The 19,558-nt window shown below is 67.8% G+C and carries 20 protein-coding genes; 6 read left to right on the top strand and 14 right to left on the bottom strand.

The window, feature by feature from the left end:
* The first annotated feature begins 6 nt into the window (after window positions 1-6).
* A complete protein-coding gene (locus MJQ72_RS44210; protein WP_240596872.1) occupies window positions 7-600 on the top strand; it encodes a hypothetical protein in 594 nt (197 codons plus the stop codon).
* Here MJQ72_RS44210 and MJQ72_RS44205 read toward each other — a convergent pair.
* Window positions 593-1,486 (bottom strand): ANTAR domain-containing protein, encoded by an 894-nt coding sequence (locus tag MJQ72_RS44205; RefSeq protein WP_240596871.1) that lies wholly within the window; start codon window positions 1,484-1,486, stop codon window positions 593-595. The two genes, MJQ72_RS44210 and MJQ72_RS44205, sit on opposite strands and share 8 nt — an antisense overlap.
* 117 nt (window positions 1,487-1,603) lie before the next feature.
* Between MJQ72_RS44205 and MJQ72_RS44200 the strand changes: the two genes are divergently transcribed.
* Complete coding sequence (locus tag MJQ72_RS44200) at window positions 1,604-2,380, top strand: ANTAR domain-containing protein (RefSeq protein WP_240596870.1); 777 nt, start codon at window positions 1,604-1,606, stop codon at window positions 2,378-2,380.
* Here the strand turns inward: MJQ72_RS44200 and MJQ72_RS44195 are convergent.
* Genes MJQ72_RS44195 through MJQ72_RS44185 form a run of 3 tightly spaced genes read right to left on the bottom strand, consistent with a single transcriptional unit; the run spans window position 2,313 to window position 5,136 of the window.
* A complete protein-coding gene (locus MJQ72_RS44195) occupies window positions 2,313-4,157 on the bottom strand; it encodes a CheR family methyltransferase (RefSeq protein ID WP_240596869.1) in 1,845 nt (614 codons plus the stop codon). The genes MJQ72_RS44200 and MJQ72_RS44195 overlap by 68 nt on opposite strands.
* Window positions 4,154-4,747 (bottom strand): chemotaxis protein CheB, encoded by a 594-nt coding sequence (locus tag MJQ72_RS44190; protein ID WP_240596868.1) that lies wholly within the window; start codon window positions 4,745-4,747, stop codon window positions 4,154-4,156. Before MJQ72_RS44190 ends, MJQ72_RS44195 begins: the two co-directional genes overlap by 4 nt.
* 23 nt (window positions 4,748-4,770) lie before the next feature.
* Window positions 4,771-5,136, bottom strand: a complete 366-nt coding sequence (locus MJQ72_RS44185) for a hypothetical protein (protein WP_240596867.1) — start codon at window positions 5,134-5,136, stop codon at window positions 4,771-4,773.
* A gap of 244 nt (window positions 5,137-5,380) precedes the next feature.
* Between MJQ72_RS44185 and leuA the strand changes: the two genes are divergently transcribed.
* A complete protein-coding gene (gene leuA / locus MJQ72_RS44180) occupies window positions 5,381-7,138 on the top strand; it encodes a 2-isopropylmalate synthase (protein ID WP_240596866.1) in 1,758 nt (585 codons plus the stop codon).
* A gap of 160 nt (window positions 7,139-7,298) precedes the next feature.
* Here the strand turns inward: leuA and MJQ72_RS44175 are convergent, their stop codons facing one another.
* A complete protein-coding gene (locus tag MJQ72_RS44175; RefSeq protein WP_240596865.1) occupies window positions 7,299-7,937 on the bottom strand; it encodes a peroxiredoxin-like family protein in 639 nt (212 codons plus the stop codon).
* Window positions 7,938-7,995: 58 nt separating this feature from the next.
* On the opposite strand from MJQ72_RS44175, the gene MJQ72_RS44170 reads away from it, so the two are divergent.
* Complete coding sequence (locus MJQ72_RS44170; RefSeq protein ID WP_396426916.1) at window positions 7,996-8,601, top strand: TetR/AcrR family transcriptional regulator; 606 nt, start codon at window positions 7,996-7,998, stop codon at window positions 8,599-8,601.
* Here the strand turns inward: MJQ72_RS44170 and MJQ72_RS44165 are convergent.
* Entirely contained in the window at window positions 8,537-9,496 is a 960-nt protein-coding gene (locus MJQ72_RS44165) for a LysR family transcriptional regulator (RefSeq protein WP_240596864.1), read from the bottom strand. The two genes, MJQ72_RS44170 and MJQ72_RS44165, sit on opposite strands and share 65 nt — an antisense overlap.
* A gap of 87 nt (window positions 9,497-9,583) precedes the next feature.
* Between MJQ72_RS44165 and MJQ72_RS44160 the strand changes: the two genes are divergently transcribed.
* On the top strand, window positions 9,584-10,507 hold the full coding sequence (locus MJQ72_RS44160) for an EamA family transporter (RefSeq protein ID WP_037334961.1): 924 nt from the start codon (window positions 9,584-9,586) through the stop codon (window positions 10,505-10,507).
* Here the strand turns inward: MJQ72_RS44160 and erm are convergent.
* Together erm and MJQ72_RS44150 are read right to left on the bottom strand one after the other, a co-directional pair.
* Window positions 10,410-11,144, bottom strand: a complete 735-nt coding sequence (gene erm / locus MJQ72_RS44155; protein WP_240596863.1) for a 23S ribosomal RNA methyltransferase Erm — start codon at window positions 11,142-11,144, stop codon at window positions 10,410-10,412. The two genes, MJQ72_RS44160 and erm, sit on opposite strands and share 98 nt — an antisense overlap.
* Window positions 11,145-11,327: 183 nt before the next feature.
* Window positions 11,328-12,026: an SDR family oxidoreductase gene (locus MJQ72_RS44150; RefSeq protein ID WP_240596862.1), complete on the bottom strand. Its 699-nt coding sequence runs from the start codon at window positions 12,024-12,026 to the stop codon at window positions 11,328-11,330.
* Between the two features lie 87 nt (window positions 12,027-12,113).
* Between MJQ72_RS44150 and MJQ72_RS44145 the strand changes: the two genes are divergently transcribed.
* Window positions 12,114-12,701 carry a CGNR zinc finger domain-containing protein gene (locus MJQ72_RS44145; RefSeq protein WP_240596861.1) on the top strand — a complete coding sequence of 196 codons (588 nt, stop codon included), beginning with the start codon at window positions 12,114-12,116 and terminating at the stop codon, window positions 12,699-12,701.
* Here MJQ72_RS44145 and MJQ72_RS44140 read toward each other — a convergent pair.
* The 6 genes from MJQ72_RS44140 to MJQ72_RS44115 form a co-directional block, all read right to left on the bottom strand.
* Complete coding sequence (locus MJQ72_RS44140; protein ID WP_240596860.1) at window positions 12,670-13,311, bottom strand: SDR family oxidoreductase; 642 nt, start codon at window positions 13,309-13,311, stop codon at window positions 12,670-12,672. The genes MJQ72_RS44145 and MJQ72_RS44140 overlap by 32 nt on opposite strands.
* Window positions 13,312-13,677: 366 nt before the next feature.
* On the bottom strand, window positions 13,678-14,796 hold the full coding sequence (locus MJQ72_RS44135) for an ABC transporter ATP-binding protein (protein ID WP_240596859.1): 1,119 nt from the start codon (window positions 14,794-14,796) through the stop codon (window positions 13,678-13,680).
* Complete coding sequence (locus MJQ72_RS44130) at window positions 14,793-15,788, bottom strand: ABC transporter ATP-binding protein (protein ID WP_240596858.1); 996 nt, start codon at window positions 15,786-15,788, stop codon at window positions 14,793-14,795. Before MJQ72_RS44130 ends, MJQ72_RS44135 begins: the two co-directional genes overlap by 4 nt.
* A gap of 7 nt (window positions 15,789-15,795) precedes the next feature.
* Window positions 15,796-16,731 (bottom strand): ABC transporter permease, encoded by a 936-nt coding sequence (locus MJQ72_RS44125; protein WP_073845730.1) that lies wholly within the window; start codon window positions 16,729-16,731, stop codon window positions 15,796-15,798.
* Window positions 16,728-17,729, bottom strand: a complete 1,002-nt coding sequence (locus MJQ72_RS44120; protein ID WP_240596857.1) for an ABC transporter permease — start codon at window positions 17,727-17,729, stop codon at window positions 16,728-16,730. The genes MJQ72_RS44125 and MJQ72_RS44120 overlap by 4 nt, the downstream gene beginning before the upstream one ends.
* Window positions 17,730-17,815: 86 nt before the next feature.
* On the bottom strand, window positions 17,816-19,357 hold the full coding sequence (locus MJQ72_RS44115; protein ID WP_240601594.1) for an ABC transporter substrate-binding protein: 1,542 nt from the start codon (window positions 19,355-19,357) through the stop codon (window positions 17,816-17,818).
* Window positions 19,358-19,558 lie beyond the last annotated feature (201 nt).

Genomic DNA, 19,558 nt, shown 5'->3' with positions numbered 1-19,558 from the left:
GGGGACATGGGGGCATTTCGCGCGCTGATCCGCAACGAATCACGCACGATGGCCGGCCTCTGGCTGTACTGCAGCCGCCGGACGGACGGAATCGACGGGGACGCCGTCGCGGTGCCGTACGGCTCCGGAGGCAAGCCGATCTTCGTCGTCTTGGCGGTGGTGAGCGCCGTCGAAGCCGGGCTCTTCTGGCTGATCGACTTCGGCATCGTCGTCGACGTCCTGCTGCTCGTCCTCGGCGTGTACTCGGCGCTGCTGGTGTTCGGGATCTACGCCGGCACCGTCGTCCGGCCGCATGTGATCTCCTCGCGCGAGGTGCGGGTGCGCTACAGCTCGTTCTACGACGTGCGGATCCCGAGGGAGAACATCGCCGCGCTGCGGCAGGTGAAGGAGAGCCACGACCCGCGCAAGGCACAGAAGTTCCGCGACGGAACCTGGCTCAGCCACGACAACTTCTACGAGACGAACCTGATCGCCGAACTGCGCGAGCCGATCACGGTGACCCGGCCGCTCGGCGCGACCGAGACCGTCCGCGTCGTGAAGTTCCAGGCGGACGACCCGAAAGCCGCCGTCGAGGCGTACGAAAGGCTCGGCGTCAGCTGAGCGTCGACGTCCGGTTCACAATGGTCCTGGCGACTTCGAAGACGCTCTCGTCCAGGGTGTAGGCATGCGCGCGGATGAGGGCGAGCGCGTCCGGGGCGGTGCAGTCGTGGGTGGTCATCACCATTCCCGTGGCCTGATGCACCACGCACTGGCGGTCCACGTCGCCGAACAACGGATGGACGGGAAGCCCGTCGTCGGCGTCGAGCAGCGTGCTCGGATGCAACGCGGTGTCGGTGAGGGCTTCGGCGACCAGCTCCGTCGAACGGGCGACCTCGGCGTCCGGTTCGGGCTCGGGCCGATACGCGGTGAGAGTGCCCAGCGGCGCGTCGCGCGGTCCCAGCCTGGCCGAAACCACCGCCCGGACACCGATTTCCCGTGCGGCGGGGCCGAACCGGGGCCACCTGCTCGACAGCTCTCGCCCGCCGCAGACGCCCGGCTCGCCGGACGTCCGCCAGGACGGCCCCTCACCGAAGAGGTACTCCAGGTCGTTCGCCTTCGCCGCGACGGGATCGGACACGACGACCGCCGCCGCGCTCTCCGGGCCGTCGAACAAGGTCACCGCGAGGCTTCGGGCGCCGGACGTCTCGGCCACCGCGGTCATGAACGGCGGCGGGATGTCCTCCCGCCCTTTGGGCTCGGCCGCCCAGTTTTTCACCGCGGCGGCGTAGCTCGCGTGCAGATCGGCCGTGGCACGATGCCTGCTCTCGGTGGCGCGGTGCAGCTCCGCCATCCTCCGGTGGAACGGACGCATGGTCTCACTGGCCGTTTCCATCAGGATTTCGTGCCGCAGGGCCACCGCCGCCGCGCGATCCGCACGTCCTCGCGCGGCGTCGACCAGTTTGCGCAGAGCCGACTGGTCGTACCGGCCACCGGTGCCGTCCCACATGAGGCGAGCGTACGCCCGCCGCGGCCCCGCGGATGTGACCCGGATGGCTGAGTGGCGCGGCTTCCGTGACCGCATCGAGAGGACTAGCGTTGGCTGCCCCGAGGAAGGCCGATTTCGATGCGGAACCGCGAAAAATGGGTCGCCGACACGTTGGTGGAGCTGGCGGACACTCTCGCCCCCGCGCTCGATCCGGCGAGTTATTGGCTCTGTGTGGCGGATCGCTACACCCAGCTGATCGACTCGTCGTCGGTGCACCTGACCACCGTCGGCGACCGTCCGGTCGTGGTGGACACCGACGAACGGCTCGGCGAGCTCGTCGCCGAGGAAGGACCGGGCGTCGACAGCCGGGCAAGCCGTGAGCCGGTCGTCAACGTGCGCCTCGACGAAGCGACCTCACGCTGGAGCAGGCTGGCTCCCGCCGCGCTTTCCCTCGGCTACCGGTCGGCGCACGCGTTCCCGTTCAGCCGCCGCGAAGACCTGCTCGGCGCGGTGACGATCCTGACCACGGAAACCGAACCGTTGCCGTCGGCCGATCTGAAGATCGCGAGCGCGCTCGCCGACGTCGCGACGATCGCCATGCTCAACCACCGGACGATCGCCGGGCTGACCACGACCTCACGGCAACTGCAGGGGGCGCTGTCGAGCCGGGTGATCATCGAGCAGGCCAAGGGATTGCTGTCGGCCAGGCTGGAAGTCAGCCCCGAGGCCGCGTTCCGGGTGCTGCGGCGATACGCCCGCGGGCACAACATGCGGATCGGCGACCTCGCCGAACGGCTGATGAGCAGGCGGCTGACGGTCGCAGACCTACTCCCCCAAGGCGGCGACCTCATTCCCGCCGCTTCTCCATCAGCAGCACGACGCCACTTCCCGGCCCGCCCAACGGCGAACAGCTGACGGAGGCGGTGAAGGGCCTGCCCTTCCGGTCCACCGCGTCGGTCTCGACCGGGAGGGCGCGATGCCCGGTCTCGTTGCAGATCTCGACCATGTCGCGAAGCCCGTCGGTCGGCAGGCCGAAATCGAGGGTGAAGAAATCCGTGCGGTAGACCTCGTCCGCGCGCATCCCCCACAGGTCCTCGGCGCCGCGGTTCCAGCTGCGCACCAGGAGATCGCTGTCGAGCACGACCACTCCGGCGGCGACGCTGGACAGCACCCCTTCGAGGAAGGTGCGCGCCTCGTCCAGCTCCGCGGTGCGGATCCGCAGTTCCTCGTTCATGGTTTCGAGTTCTTCGTTGCCCGACTGGAGTTCCTCGTTGGTGGTCTCCAGTTCTTCGTTGGTGGACTGGAGTTCCTCGTTCGTCGTCTCGAGTTCCTCGATGCTCGACTGGAGTTCCTCGTTGACGGTCTCCAGTTCCGCGTTGGTCGACTGGAGTTCCGCGTAAGCCGTCGCGAGGTCCTCTTGCACCCGTTTGACCTCTTGCTGGAGCCGGGTGGCCTCGGTGGTGTCGATGAGGGTGATCGCGACGCCGAGATCCTCGCCGTCACTGGTGAGCAAGGGTTTGACGATGACGTCGAAGTACCGTGCCTCGCCGTCGCCTTTGTCCCACCGCACGGCGTCGACCCGGACGCTCCGGCGCTCGGAATGGGCCCGGCCTGCCAAGGTCGCGAGGTCGATCGGGCGCGAGGAGATCTCCAGCTCGCCGAACGACGTGCCGACCTTGTCCGGGGAAAGCCCGAACTGCAGCCTCGCCGCTCCGTTGATCAACACGATCGTGCCGTCACGGTCGATCACCAGCACCGAATCCGGCGAGGACGCCAAGGCCAGTTCGACCACCTGACGCCGGTTGATCCGGCCCATCTCCGAAGCGGGCATGAGATCGGATCGCGCCGGCTTCGCCGCCCCCGCACCGGATTGGATCCGGAACACGCGGTTGCGCATGTCCGTGACCTCGAACCGGGAACCGTCGGCGAGCAGCATCTCGGCCTTGCCGAGGAAAAGGTGACCGCCTTCGTTGAGCGCGAAATGGAATCGCTCGATGATCTTCGTCTGCGCTTCGACGTTGAAATACATCAGGGTGTTGCGGCAGACGAGCAGATCGACCCGCGAGATCGGGGCGTCGCGGGTGATGTCGTGCCTGCCGAAGATCACCCTGCGGCGGAGGTCGCGGCGAAACGCGAACAGAGCGCCGTTCGGTTCGAAATACTTCGCCTTCACCTCGTCGGGAAGCTTTTCCAATGCCTTGAGGGAATACACCCCCGCCCTGGCCTCGCGCAGGGCCTCCTCGTCGACATCGGTGCCGTAGATCTTGACCCGTTTGGTGCAGGCTTCGATACCGAGATGCTCGGCGAAGATGATCGCGAGGGTGTACGCCTCCTCCCCGCTCGAACATCCGGCGCTCCAGATCCGGATGTCCTGGTCCGGGCCCACCTCGTCGATCAAGCCGGGGACGACGACAGTCCGCAGATAGTCCCATGCCGCCGGATCGCGGAAGAAGCCGGTGACATTGATCAGAATGGTGTTGAAGAGCTCTTGGAACTCGTCGGCGTTGCTCTCCAGGAAATCGCGGTAATCCGCGTACTTCTCGAAGTTCACGGTCTGCATCCGCTTGCGGATCCGGCGCCCGAGCGAGGTGCGCTTGTAGCCGGTGAAATCGAATCCGCGGGAGTCGTTGATGAACGTCAGCAGGGATTCCAGCTCACGCTCGTCTTCTTCTTCGCCGTCATGCGCGATCACAGCGATCTCGTTCCTTCGATCAGGGCCACAAGCGCGTCCGCGATCCTCTCCAGCGGCAGCGTCAAGTAGACCGCCACGGCGTTCACCGCGGCCTGTGGCATGCCTTTGAATTCCGCGGTACTCGGATCTTCCGCGATGACGGTACCGCCACGGGACGAGACCGCCCTCGCCCCCGTCGAGCCGTCGCGTCCGGTTCCGGTCAGCACGCAGACCAGCGCCGCGGGACCGTAGGCCACCGCGACGGATTCGAAGAGCCGGTCGGCGGACGGCCGCACGAATCTCACCTTGTCGCTCTTCGACAGGTCCATCCCGCCACCGGGGGCGATCACGAGATGCCGGTCCGGCGGTGCGAGATAGGCGACGCCGGGCTCGGCCACGTCACCGGCCTCGGCCAGCTTGACCCGCAATCGTGACCGCCGATCGAGGATCTCGGCGAGGACCGTGTCGTGCCGGGGATCGAGATGCTGGACGATGACCAAGGGAACCGGGAAGTCCGCGGGCAAGGCCTTGAGCACCGTGATGAGCGCCTTGACCCCGCCGGCCGAAGTCCCGATCGCGACGATCTCGTAGGGCACCGCCCGCGCGAACATCTTTCGAGCGTAATGCTCGAAAGTCAGGCGGAACCGCCCACGCGGCGGATGATCTTGGCGAGGATCCCGGTGACGACCATCCAGAAGATCGCGGCGATGCCGTAGTTGACCAGCACGCGCAGCTTGGCGTCTTCGGGCATGAAGAGATCCTTGAAGCCCAGCAGCAGGCCGTCGGCCCAGCCGCGGACGAACGACACGATGCCGTTGTCGGGGTTCGCCTCGCCGATCACGAAGACGACGTGCAGCACCAGGATGGCCGCGAAGATCAGGCCCACCCAGCGGACGACGCTCGCCAGGACGCCGGCCGCGCGGCTGCCGCCCGCTCGCCAGTCGACCTTGCGCCGGGTCTCCTGATCAGCGGTTTCCTTCTCTTCAGCGTGCTCGCCCATGCCGGGCAGTGTGGCACGCCGCCTGGTCCGATTGCTACCCGTGAGTAACCCGAATGGGCGCCACTGTGGTCACGGTTCGATCGCGGCCCGGGTTTCCCTTCGGGAGATCGCGCGGTTAAGGTGGCCTCGTGGCTCGAGCTCTCCTGCTTCGCTGCCGCGACGGGGCCTGATCGGACCGGCTCCCCGTCGCGGGGCTTCGTGGTGCCGGTCGTCGCACCCGATTCTTCAGGAGAACCGTCCCCTCATGAGCATTCGCAAGCCCACCCGTCCTGCGCCTTCCGAGCAGGCTTCGTGGAACACCCAGCGCGGCACTTCGATGCCCGTGCATCGCTATCGCCCCTGGTACGACCTGGTCGAGGACATCTCGCTGCCGGACCGCACCTGGCCGGACAAGCGCATCGAGACCGCGCCGCTGTGGTGCGCCGTCGACCTGCGCGACGGCAACCAGGCCCTGATCGACCCGATGTCGCCCGCGCGTAAGCGCAAGTTCTTCGACCTGCTGGTCCGCATGGGCTACAAGGAGATCGAGGTCGGCTTCCCGGCGGCCTCGCAGACGGACTTCGACTTCGTCCGCGAGATCATCGACGAGGGCGCCATCCCGGACGACGTCAGCATCCAGGTGCTGACCCAGTGCCGTCCGGAGCTGATCGAGCGCACCTTCAAGGCGCTCGAAGGCGCGCCGCGCGCGATCGTCCACATCTACAACTCGACCTCGATCCTGCAGCGTCGCGTCGTGTTCCGCGAAGAGCGCATCGGCATCACGAAGATCGCTTCGCAGGCCGCTGAGCTGGTCGTCGACTACGCGGCGAAGCAGCCGGACACCGACTTCCGCTTCCAGTACTCGCCGGAGTCCTACACCGGCACCGAGCTGTCGTACGCGCTCGAGGTCTGCAACACCATCACGGAGATCTGGCAGCCGACGCCGGAGAAGCCGGTGATCCTGAACCTGCCCGCCACCGTCGAGATGGCGTCGCCGAACGTCTACGCCGACTCGATCGAGTGGATGCACCGCAACCTGGACCGCCGCGACTCGGTGATCCTGTCGCTGCACCCGCACAACGACCGCGGCACCGGTATCGCCGCCGCCGAGCTGGGCTTCCAGGCCGGCGCGGACCGGATCGAAGGCTGCCTGTTCGGCAACGGCGAGCGCACCGGCAACGTCGACCTCGTCGCGCTGGGCATGAACCTGTACAGCCAGGGCGTCGACCCGCAGATCGACTTCTCCGACATGGACGAGATCAAGCGGACGGTCGAATACTGCAACCAGCTGCCGGTGCACGAACGCAGCCCGTGGGCGGGCGACCTGGTGTTCACCGCGTTCTCCGGCAGCCACCAGGACGCGATCAACAAGGGGCTCGACGCGCTGAAGGCCGCCGCCGACAAGGCCGGGACGCCGGTCGACGAGCACCCGTGGGAGGTCCCGTACCTGCCGATCGACCCGAAGGACATCGGCCGGAACTACGAGGCCGTGATCCGGGTGAACTCGCAGTCCGGCAAGGGCGGCGTCGCCTACATCATGAAGGCCGAGCACCAGCTCGACCTGCCGCGGCGCCTGCAGATCGAGTTCTCGAAGGTCGTCCAGCGCCACACCGACACCGAGGGCGGCGAGGTCGACCCGGCCACGATGTGGAACGCGTTCTCGGCCGAATACCTGGAGCTGAAGACGCCGCTGGAGCTGGTACGCCAGCACGTCCGGGACAACGGCGACGGCGAGTACGACATCACCGCGACCGTGCGGGTCGAGGGCGACGAGCACGAGGTCACCGGCCGCGGGAACGGCCCGATCGCGGCGTTCTTCGACGCGCTGTCGACCGTCGGGTTCGACCTGCGGCTGCTGGACTACAGCGAGCACACGCTCTCGCCGGGCGACGACGCGCGGGCGGCGTCGTACATCGAGTGCGCGATCTCCGACCGGGTGTACTGGGGCATCGGGATCGACCCGTCGATCGTGACCGCTTCGCTGCGGGCCGTCGTGTCGGCCGTGAATCGGGCCCACCGGTAGTTTCCCGTGTTCCGTGAAGGCCTCCTTCACTACCTTGAGGGTAGGGAAGGAGGCCTTCACGGCTTTCAGGCTTTGCCGTAACTCGCGTGCTCGAAGCCGTAACTCGCGTGCTTGAAGGCGTATCTCGCGAGTTACGGCCTTAAGCACGTGAGTTACGCCTTCAAGCACGCGTGATCGCTGTTTTCACCGCGGCCAGGACGTCGGCCGGGTCGGTGCGTGTGGTGTAGTCCGGGTGCACATCGATGTACCGGATGACGCCCTCGCCGTCCACGACCAGGACGGTCGGATACGGCAGCTCCCATTCCGCCGCCCCGTTGATCTTCTCGACGTCGCCGATGAGCGTGTCGAAAGCCGGCTTCGTCTCCGGGGCCAGCCGGAACGTGATGCCGAGCGCGCGGCCGAGCTCGTTGTCCACATCGGACAGCACGGCGAACTCCAGGTCCTTCGTGGACAGCGAGCCGTCCGGGAGCTGCGGGCTGACCGCGACCAGCTTCACGCCCAGCTTCTCCAGCTCCGGCAACAGCTCCTGCTGATACGTGCGCAGCGCCAGGTTGCAGTACGGACACCACGCGCCGCGGTAGAACACCACGACCGCGGGCCCGTCCGCGACCCGGACCCGATCGCCGCCGGCATCCGGCAGCACGAGGTCCGGCATCGGCGTTCCCGGTTTCGCGGCCGCCTCGGCGACCACCCCGACGAACTTCGCGCGGTCGGCCTTGAGCACCTCGGCGACCTCCGCCGGAACGTGGCTCGCGACGGATTCGCGCAGCTCGGCGAGGTCGGTGTTGAGATCCCCCATGGTCAGCTCCTTTGGTTGTACTGATCGGTACAGTGAGGCCGACTGTACTATTCGGTACATGAGTGGTCAACCCGCGAAGACCCCGCAGGGGCGGATGACGAGGGACGCGATCGTCGACGCGGCGGCGGAGCTGATGTACGTCCACGGCGTCGCCGGGACGAGCGTCGACAAGGTGCTCGCGGCGAGCGGCGCCGGGAAATCGCAGATGTACCACTACTTCAAGAACAAGGATCAGCTCGTCGAAGCGGTCATCACCCGCTTCCTCGAAAACATCCTCGGCAACCAGCCGACCATCTTCGAGCTGCACGACTGGGCCGATTTCGATCAGTGGGCCCGGGAGATCCTGGCCATCCAGACCACGCCTAAGGGGCCGATCGCCTGCCCGCTGGGCAACCTCACCGGCGAACTCGGGGACGACCCCAAGATGGCGCCGCTGCTGGACAAGGCCTACCGCGAATGGGAATCACATCTCCAGCGCGGCCTGGAATCGTTGCGGGAACAGGGAAAGCTGGCCGAGGACGCCGACCCGGCGAGGCTGGCGCAGGCCGCGATGACCTGTGTGCAGGGCGGCCTGCTGATGGCCCACCTGCGCCATGACATCACGCCGATCGCCGACGCGCTCGAGATCGCGCTGGACCACCTGAAGAGTCACGCTCGCCCGTGAGCGCGGCGACCTCGTCCGCGAGCGCGTCGAGCACTTTCGCCACCGCGGGCCGCGAAGACGCCCCGAGCCGGTAGACCGCCTCCACGTGCCGGGCCGCCTTGATCCCGGCGAGCGGGCGGCAGACGAGACCGCTGCCGCGCCGAGTGTCCATTGTGTACCGGGGAAGCAGCGCGATCCCGTGCCCGGCGGCGACGAGCCGTTCGGTGATGCGGAAATCGTTGATGCGCTGGACCACCTGCGGCCGCACCCCGGTGCGGATGATCAGCGACTGGAGGATGTCGTCCACCGGGAAGCCGGCGTTGACGCTGATCCAGCGCTCGTCGGCCAGTTCGGCCAGCTCGATGCGGCGCCGCTTCGCGAGCCGATGCCCGGCGGGGAGCGCGACGTCGAGCGGTTCTCGCAGCAGATGCCGCGTCTCCAGCCGGTCCGAGCCGAGCGATGGCGCGTGCTCGTCCCGGTGCGCCACCACGATGTCGTAGTCCGCGACGAGCCCGGGGACCTCCGGCGGGGTCATGTCGACGTCGCGCACGATGACGTCCAGGCCGTCGAATTCCGCCGTCCGGTGCAGGAGCCCGGGCAGCAGCATCAGCCCGGCGGACTGGAAGATCGCCACCCGGACCAGGCCGCGCGGGGCGCTGCGGTAGGTGTCCAATTCGGACTCCGCGCGGTCGAGGGCGGCGAGCACGTCGTCCGCGCGGGCGACCAGCGCGCGGCCCGCGTCGGTCAGCCGCAGGCCTCGTCCGGCGGGTTCGGTGAGCGCGAGACCGACGTCACTCTGCAAGGCGCGCAGCTGCTGGGAAACCGCGGACGGCGTGCAGTGCAACGCCTTCGCGGCCGCCGTCACGCTGCCGCGATCGGCGAATTCCCGCAGGGTCCGCAACCGGCCGATGTCCATACCGCCAGCATATGTGAAGCCGAACTGAACGATCGCTGCAAATATTCTCGCTGGTCCTAAACGGTCGCGCCACGTAAGAGTGAAGACATGCCCGCCCGCGATCGTCTGCTCGCCCTGTTCGTCGCCGTCCTCTGGGGCTGCAACTTCCTCGCCATCCACGCCACCCTCGGCCAGTTCCCGCCCGTGTTCGCCGGCGGGCTGCGCTTCGCGGTCATCGCGATCCCGACGATCCTGTTCGTCCCGTGGCCGAAGGTGAAGATCCGCCACCTGCTCGGTTACGGCCTGGGCTTCGGCACCGGGCAGTTCGTGTTCCTCTTCATCGCGATGGACACCGGCATGCCGACCGGGCTCGCGTCGCTGGTGCTGCAGGCCTCGGCCCCGTTCACCGTGCTGCTCGGCGCCGTCTTCCTGCGTGAACGCGTGTCCGGACGCCAGCTCGCCGGGATCCTGCTCGCCGTCGCCGGGATGGCGACGATCGCCTGGCAGCAGGCCGGGAACGCCGCCCTGCTGCCGGTGATCCTGACCCTGCTCGGCGCGCTGAGCTGGGCGTTCGGCAACCTCAGCACGCGGCAGGCGGCACCGGACAACCCGCTGAACTTCGTCCTCTGGATGTCCGTGGTGCCGCCGCTGCCGATGTTCGCGCTGTCGCTGGTCATGGAGGGTCCCGCCGAGATCGGGCACTCGCTGAGCACGCTGGGCACCACGACCGGGCTGATCGGCCTCGGGGGCCTCGCCTACGTCGTGTTGTTCGGCACGATCGTCGGTTCCGGCATCTGGACGTCGCTGATGCGCCGCAACCCGGCGGGCGTGGTCGCGCCGTTCTCGCTGCTGGTGCCGGTGGTCGGGCTGTCGATGGCGTTCCTGGTCCTCGACGAGCGGCCTTCGCCGGTGGAGATCGTCGCGGCGGCCGTCGTCATCGGCGGCGTCCTGTTCGGTTCGACGAAACGCCGCGTGCGCGAACCGGACTTCCTCGCCGAAGCCGAAACGCCTCAGCCCACTGGTGTGCGGTGAGGCGTTTGGGCACGACCCTCTTGCCGGGCCGGGTGAACACCTGCCGCACGAAGTCCTGGTAGCGCTGACGATCCGCGTCGTCGACGAGCGGCCGCTCGCGGCGGGTCATGGTGAGCAGTCCGCCGTCGACGCCGGGCCTCGGCCGGAACGCCGCCGCCGGCACCCGGCCCGCCAGCCGGAAGTCGAACCACGGCCACCACTGCGCGGTCATCATGGTCGCGCCACCGACCCCGGCCCGGCGGCGCGCCACCTCCCACTGCACGAGCAACACGGCGTCCGTCCAGCCGGGAGCGGCGAGGACGTGGCGCAGGGTCGCGGTGGTCAGGTGGAACGGCAGATTGCCGACCAGGACGCAGGGTGTCTTCGGCAAGGGGAACCGCAGGAAGTCCGCGGTGACGATCTCCGTGGACGGCCGGACGCGGCCCGCCAGCCGGGCGGCGCGGCGGTCGTCGATCTCGATGCCGGTCAGCGGCCTGCCGAGCCGTTCCAGCGCCCGCGTCAGGGCGCCGTCGCCGGTGCCGAATTCGATGATCGGCCCGTCCGTGCCGTCGACGAGCTTCACCAGGTTCTCGATGACGTTCCGGTCGATGAGGAAGTTCTGGCCGAGTTCGTGACGGCCAGGACGGTGTGTGCGCAAGGGATCTCCGCGGCTTCGAGGTGAGCCGGGCAGCACGAGGCCTGCCCGGCGATGACTCGCTCGGGCGGCGGTTCCTTGCCGGAAGCCGGGGATCCGCCGCTAGGCGCGGCGGGTCCTGGTGAACGCGGAAGCACACATGGCGGCGAAACTACCTCGGGCGGGACGGCTCCCGCCAACCGTTTTCTACGCGCCGATCCGGCTGGTGCCGAGGTGTTCGACCGGCCCGGAGAGCGCGGCCTTGACCTGGCGGGTGAGGTCGTCGGTGAGCACCTCGGTCTCGCCCTTTTCGAGGCCGTCGACGACCTGGCGGGCGACGTCGCGCGGGTCGTTCTTGGGGACGTCGAGGCCCTGGGTCATGTCGGTGTCGGTGTAGGCGAGGTGCACGCCGACGACCTGGGTGCCCTGCTCGGCGAACTCGATGCGGAGCGAATTGGTCAGCGACCAGAAGGCCGCCTTCGACGCGCCGTAGGAACCTGAGCCCGCCGCCCACGACAGGATCGAGTGCACGTTGACCAGCGCCCCGCCGTCCTTGAGCCGCGACGCAAACGCTTGCGCGATGCGCAGTGCGCCGAAGACGTTCGTCTCGAAGACGGGGCGGTGCGCGTCGACGTCCTCGGTCAACAGCGAGCCGAGCCCCAAGGTGCCGGCGTTGTTGAAGACGATCGTGGCGTCGCTCGCCTTCTCCGCCAGCGCGCGGACGGATTCCGGGTCGGTGACGTCGAGCGGGAGCGGGACGATCCGCGGATCGGCGTCCGCACGCGGCGACCTGGCGGTCGCGTAGACCTTGGCGGCGCCGCGGTCGAGCAGTTCGGCGACGAACGCCTTGCCGAGTCCGCGCTGCCCGCCGGTGACCAGGGCGACGGCGCCTTCGATGGAGGTCATGACTTGCTCCCTTGACAGAAGTGTTCGGCTTTTGCCTCTGTCGCCAGCATGGCGACGCGGGACGACAGAGTCAAGTACGCTTGACCTATGTCATGGACCGCGACGGACCGGTACCGGTTACGCACCGCCCCCTCGGGGCTGGCGCTCGTTCAGGACTTCCTCAACACCAAGGCGATCCAGACGTACGGCCTCGACCTGCTGAGCGACGCCGACCTGGCGCGGCCTTGGGCCGCCGAGGCGCTGACGGAATGGTCACGAGCCCGGGACTCCGAAGCGCCCGAGATCACACTCGGGCCAGGCGACCTTCGCGCGCTTCGCGACCTTCGCGCGTCGTTCGTTTCGCTCGTGGACGGCGACGCCACGGACCTCGGCAAGCCGATCAAGGCGGATTTGGCCCTGCGCGACGGCGTCGTCCGGCTGTTCCCCTCCGGCACCGGACGGCAGTGGCTCGTTTCGGCGCTGTGGACGGAGACGCTGCTCGCGCAGCAGGCGGGGATCTGGCCGCGGCTGAAACTGTGCCGTCTCGACGGCTGCCGTTCGGCCTTCTACGACGTCTCGCGCAACAACAGCGGCGTCTGGCACGACGTGCGCACCTGCGGGAACGTCGCGAACCTGCGGGCCGCGCGGGAGCGGAAGAAGGCGCTCAACCCAACGACGCCAGCGCCGACGGAATAGGGATCTCGCCACCGATGACGTCGAAACCCTGATTCTCGGCGAGCGGTTCTTCCAGCGTGGCGACCAGGACGGCGGCGACGTCCGCGCGGGAGACGCGGCCCGGTTCGAGGTGACCGGCGATCTTGACGTGGCCGGTGGGCTGGTCGTCGGTGAGCGTGCCGGGCCGGACGATCGTCCAGTTCAGGCTCGAACGGCGCAGGACGCTGTCGGAGATCTGCTTCGCCATCAGGATCGACCGCACCAGGCGATCGCCCTGATCCGGCGAATCCGCGAACTGCGCGGAAAGCTGCACGAATCGCGAGACCCCCGCCTTCTCCGCCGCGCGGATGGCGGTGATCACGCCGTCACGGTCGACCAGGTCGACCGAGGCCTGGTCCGGATCGGGCGCGCCGATCGCGCTGATCACCACTTCGGAACCTGCGAGCGCCTCGACGAGGTCTTCCGCGTCGGCCGTCACGTCCGCGACCACGGTTTCGGCGCCGAGCCCGGCGACCTGCTCGGCGCGGCGGCGGCTGCGCAGGCCCGCCCGCACCTGATGTCCCCGCCCCCGCAGGAGCCGGACCACATGGATCCCCGTCCGCCCCGTCGCACCCAGCACTGTGACCCGCATGACACCGAGTCTGCCCGAAACCGGCCTTCCGCGCCTGCCGCATTTCGTCCTCTAAATGCGGCAGGCGGGGTCCGCTCGCCGATGCGCCGCGTGTTGCGAAAGCCACTTTCGCAACCTTGAGTGTTGCGAAAGTGGCTTTCGCAACACGGCCGGGCACGCCTAAACCGTCCACAAGGGACACCAGGACTCGTTCGATGCCCGATTTGAGCGCTTTGCACCGAGGTCGTGAGTGGCAATGATCGTTCTAACCGTCTTTACCACTCACGACCTCCGCATTTCCTCCTCTAAATGCGGCCGAAGCGCGTGAAGGCCCCCTTCCCTCGGCTGAGCCGAGGGAAGGGGGCCTTCACGCGCGTTCGGAACGAACTAGAGGATTTCCGCCGCCGAGCCGACGTCCGGCAGTCCGCCGACGTCGGGGTTCAGCTCCCCGGCCTCGACGAGTTCCGCCTTGACCTCGTGCGGTTTGATCCGCCCGTCGCGGATGTCCTCCGCGTAGTGGCACGCGACCCGGTGCCCGGCGCCGATCTCCCGCAGCTGCGGGCGGTCGGTGTCGCACAGGCTCTGCTGCTTCCACGGGCACCGCGTGTGGAACCGGCAGCCGGACGGCGGCCGCGCCGGCGAGGGCAGGTCACCGGCGAGCAGGATCTGCTCGCGGCTGTCCTCCACCGTCGGGTCCGGCACGGGGATCGCCGAGAGCAGCGCCCGCGTGTACGGGTGCAGGGGGTCCTCGTACAGCGTGTCGGCGTCGGCCTCTTCGACCAGCGAGCCGAGGTACATCACGCCGATGCGGTCGGAGATGTGGCGCACCACCGCGAGGTCGTGCGCGATCACCAGGTACGTCAGCCCGAGCTTCTCCTGCAGATCCTCCAGGAGGTTGACCACCTGAGCCTGCACCGAGACGTCCAGCGCGGACACCGGTTCGTCGGCGACGATCAGGTCCGGCTCCACCGCCAGTGCCCGCGCGATGCCGATGCGCTGACGCTGACCGCCCGAGAACTCGTGCGGGTACTTCCGCAGCGAGGACTCCGGAAGACCGACGGCGGCAAGGAGTTCGCGCAGCCGCTTGGCCGTCGTCTCCTTGTCGTCGGCGAGGCCGTGCGCCTTCATCCCTTCGGTCAGAATGGATTCCACCGACTGCCGAGGGTCCAAAGAGGACATCGGGTCCTGGAACACCATCTGCATCCGGCGGCGGGCCTTGCGCAGTTCCTCGCCCTTGAGCCCGGCGACGTCGGTGCCGTCGAAGACGACCTTGCCGTCGGTCAGCTCGGTCAGCCGGAGGATCGCCCTGCCCAAAGTGGACTTACCGCAGCCGGATTCCCCGACCAGGCCGTAGGTCTCACCACGGCGGATGGCCAGATCGACGCCGTCGACGGCGAACACGTGCCCGACCGTGCGGTCGACCACGATGCCGCGTTTGATCGGGAAGTGCACCTTGAGGTCGTCGACCTCCAGTAGCACGTCCTGCGGCGGTACCGTGTGGGTCATCGGGCCCCTCCTCGTGCGGCCACGGCCGGGATCACCGGGTTGTGGCAGCGCAGCAGCCCGTTGCGATCCGGGGTCAGCTGCGGTGAAACCTCCCGGCACACGCCGAGAGCGTTCGGGCAGCGGGGCGCGAACGCGCAGCCGCCGTCCCACGGGATGTTGTCGGCGACGGATCCCTTGATGGGGATCAGTTTCTCGCCGCGGCCCGCGTCGAGACGCGGGATCGAGGCGAGCAGGCCGTGCGTGTAGGGATGCCGCGGCTCGGCGAACAACGCGTGCCGCTCGGCGCGCTCGACGATCTTGCCGCCGTAGAGCACGTTGACCTGGTCGCAGAGACCGGCGACGACACCGAGGTCGTGCGTGATCATGATCAGCGCGGTCCCGGTGTCCTGCACCAGTTCCCGCAGCAGCGCGAGGATCTGCGCCTGGATCGTCACGTCGAGCGCGGTGGTCGGTTCGTCGGCGATGAGCAGCCGGGGACGGCACGCCAGCGCGATCGCGATCAGCGCACGCTGCCGCATCCCGCCGGAAAGCTGGTGCGGGTACTCGGAAAGCCGCCGCGCCGGGTCGGGGATGCCGACCTTGTCCAGCAGTTCCGCCGCCTCCACCGACGCCGCCTTGCGCGACATCCCACGATGCCGCTCCAGCACCTCGGTGATCTGCAGCCCGATCGGGATGACCGGGTTCAGCGAGGACAGCGGATCCTGGAACACCATGCCGAGGTCACGGCCACGGCGGTCCCGCATTTCCCTATCCGACAGGCGAAGCAGATCCGTGCCTTCGAACGAAACCGAACCGCTGACCTGGTTGCCGCGCTTCGCGAGCAGCCGCATGATCGCCAGCGAGGTCACGGATTTGCCGCAACCGGACTCACCGACGAGACCGACCGTCTGGCCGGGTTCGACGTCGAAACTGACCTCGTCCACCGCGGTGAACGGCTTCTCGCCGCGCCGGGAGAAAACGACCTTGAGGTCGCGTACTTCGAGGAGTGCCATCAGAAAATCACCGCCTGTTCTTCGGATCGAGGGCTTCCCGCAGGGACTCGCCGAGCAGCGTGAACCCGAGCGCGACGATGATGATCGCGATGGCCGGGTAGTACGCCAGCTCGGGGCGGATGTCGAGGAACTGCCGAGCGCTGCGGCTCAGCATGATGCCCCATTCCGCCCGGTTCGGGTCCGGGTCGCCGAGACCGAGGAACGACAGCGCCGCCGCCTCGAGGATCGCGGTGGCCAGCGTCAGCGTCGCCTGCACGATGACCGGGCCGAGCGAGTTGGGCAGCATGTGCCGCAACACGATCGCCCCGCGTTTGACGCCGAGCGACGTCGCCGCGAGCACGTGGTCGCTGTTTCTCTGCGCGAGCATCGAACCGCGCAGCAACCGCGCGAAGATCGGCACGCCGACCATCGACACGGCCACGATCACGGTCCACTGGCTCGGCTTCTGGAACAGCGCGGCGACCGAGATCGCCAGCAGCAGCGACGGCACGGACAGCATGACGTCGACGAGGCGCATCAGCACCGTGTCGACCCAGCCGCCGAAGGCACCGGCGAGGCCGCCGATGATCATGCCGACCACGACGCCGATGATCGTCGCGAGCACACCGACCAGCAGCGTGTTCTGCGCGCCGACCAGCAGCCGCGAAAGATAGTCGCGACCGAAGTCGTCGACACCGAGCGGGAAACCGGCCTGCGCGCCGGGGATGATGCCCTGGCCGAGGATGACCTCGCTCTGCAGGTACCGCTCGTACGGGTCCTTCGGCGCGATGAACGGCGCCAGGATCGCCAGCAGCAGGAACAGCAGGGTGATCACGCCACCGGTGATCGCCACCGGGCTCCGCAGCATGCGGCGGACCGCCTCGCCACCGAGGCTGTGCCCCTTCGCCGACGTCGCGGCGAGCTTGTCGATCGGTTCCTTCTTCTTGTTCAGCAATGTGTTCATCGGACACGCACCCTCGGGTCGATGAGCCCGTACGAGATGTCGACCAGCGTGTTCACCAGCACGTAGACCAGCGCGCCGAACAGCAGCAGCGCTTGCAGACGCGGGTAGTCACGCCGTTCGATGCCCTCGGCGAGCAGGAAGCCCAGGCCGCGGAAGTTGAACACCCGCTCGGTCAGCACGGCGCCACCGAGCAGTGCGCCGGTCTGCAGGCCGATGACGGTGACCACCGGCAGGAGCCCGTTGCGGAGCACGTGACGGCGCCGGACGATCGGCTGGGTCAGGCCCTTCGAGTTGGCGGTGCGGATGAAGTCCTCGTTCAGCACGTCCAGCACCGACGCGCGGGTGATCCGGACGATCACCGCGAGCGGGATGGTGGCGAGCGCGAACGCGGGAAGGATCAGGTGGGTGATCGCGTCCCAGGCGGCGTCCCATTCCTGGGTGATGATGCCGTCGAAGACCGCGAAACCGGTGACGGTGGTGGCGTCGAGGCCCGCCATCTGACGGCCCTGCGACGGAAGTCCCAGCGGAGCGGCCAGCGCGTCCTGCATCATGTAGCCGAGGAAGAACACCGGCACGGCGACGCCGACCAGGCTCAGCACGATGATGACGTTGTCGACGGCACCGCCGCGGAACCGCGCGGACAGGTAACCGAACGGGATGCCGAGGCCCACCGCGATGAGCATCGCGCAGAAACCGAGCTCGATCGTGGCGGGGAGGAAGTTCCCGATCTCCGACATGACCGGCTGGGCGGAGACCAGCGAGTTGCCGAAGTCGCCGGTGATCGCCCGGCCGAGGAACTTGAAGTATTGGACGAAGATCGGATCGTCGAGGCCGAGAAGCTTGTTCAGGTCGGCGATCTTCTCCGGGGTCGCCTTGTCACCCAGGAGGGCGCCGGCGGGGCCACCGGGCAGGGACCGGAGCCAGGCGAAGATCAAAATGGACAGGATCAAGAGCGTCGGTATCGCTTGTAGCAGCCGACGCACGAGAAAACGGAGCACGTGCGTTCCTTTGTTGCCAGCCCGGGAATGGGCCACAGGGGGCGGGCGCGGTAGCGCCCACCCCCTGGTGGCTTAGTGGTGGTAGATCAGTTGACCGTGACGGTGTAGAAGCGCTCGTCGGTCAGCGGGCTGGCCACCAGACCCTTCACCTTCGGGCCGACGACGATCGCCGGGGGGCCGTAGGAGATCGGGATGGCGGGCAGGTACTCCATGATCTTCTGGTTCACTTCCTGGTACGCCTTGGTGTGCGCCTCACCGGCGGGCGCGGCGTCCGCGGCGGAAATGGCCGAGAAGAGCTCCGCGTTGGTGAAGCCGAATTCCGGCTTCTCGCGACCGAAGAAGGTGCCGACGAAGTTACCGGCGTCGTTGTAGTCACCGGTCCAGCCGAGCAGGTGCACGTCGTGCTTGCCCGCCTTCTGGACGTCGTCCTTGTAGCCACCGTTCCACGGCTTGGCGATCGGCTCGACCTTGATGCCCATGGCCTTCATGTCCTCGGACAGCGAGGTGAAGATGTCGGCCGGGTTCGGCATGTACGGCCGGGTGACCTCGGTCGGGTAATAGAACTTCAGGGTCATGCCCTCGGCGCCGGCTTCCTTCAGCAGGTCTTTCGCCTTCTGAAGGTTGTAGTCGTACTTGGTGACGTTCTCGTTGTAGCCGTCGATCGCCTTCGGCACGAACTGCGACGCGGTCTCGGCGCCCTCGGGGAGCTTCGACTTGACGAACTGGTCGCGGTTGAGACCGTAGGCCAGCGCCTGGCGGACCTTGAGGTCCTTCAGCTTCGGGTTGTTCTTCTGGTTGATGCCCAGGTACAGGATGTTGAACGACGGGCGGATGAGCACCTGCTCGCCGTCGTTGCGCAGCAGGCCGTAGTCCGCGGGCGACGGGTAGTCGTAGCCCTGGATGTCGCCGGCCTTGAGCGCCTGCTTACGGGCGTTCTCGTCCGGGATGACCTTGAAGACCAGCTTGTCGAGCTTGGCCGTCTGGGTCGGCGAGTCGGTGGCCTTGACCAGCGTGATCTCACCCTTGGCCTGGTCCCAGCTCTCGAACTTGAACGGGCCGGTGCCGGTCGGGTGCTTCAGCGCGTACTCCGGGTAGGAGAACGAGTCACCGCTCTGGGTGACGGCGTCGGCGTTGTACTTCTTCAGCGCGTCCGGGCTCTGGATCGAGAACGACGGCAGCGTGAAGGCCGCCGGGAAGGCGCCCTTGGCCTTGTTCAGGTTCAGGACGGCGGTCGACTCGTCCTTGGCCTGGCAGTCCTTGAACACCGGGGCGCCGGAGGCGTCACCCTCGTTCTTGGCGAAGCCCTCGAAGACGTCGCCGTAGTAGATCATCTGGCTCTGGGCGGCGGCGCCCTTCATGTTGAACATGCGGTTGAAGTTGAAGCAGACCGCTTCGGCGTTGAACGGGGTGCCGTCGTGGAACTTCACGCCCTTCTTCAGGGTGAAGGTCCAGGTCTTGCCTTCGTTGCTGCCTTCCCACTTCTCCGCCAGGCCGGGCTCGAGGTCCGCGGTCCCCGGCTTGTTCATGATCAGGGTGTCCATCATCTGGCGGATGATGCGGAAGGTCTCACCGTCGTCGTTGAAGAGCGGGTCGAACGTCTTCGGGTTACCGGCGGCGCCGAAGACCATGGTGCCTCCCGAGCCACCCCCTGCGCCTTCTTCACGCTTCGATTCGGCACAGGCGGAAATGGAGACCGCGAGTGCGCCGGCAAGCCCGATCAGGGCCACACGGCGTGCTCGGGTCACCCGCAGTTGCTGCATCTGGCACCCCTTGAGGAGATTTTCGGTGTTTAGGCACCGTCCGGTCGGTCGGAAACTCGAACTCCACGG

The sequence above is a fragment of the Amycolatopsis sp. EV170708-02-1 genome, from assembly GCF_022479115.1.
Classification (GTDB): domain Bacteria; phylum Actinomycetota; class Actinomycetes; order Mycobacteriales; family Pseudonocardiaceae; genus Amycolatopsis.
This window is presented reverse-complemented; position numbering and strand designations above follow the sequence as displayed.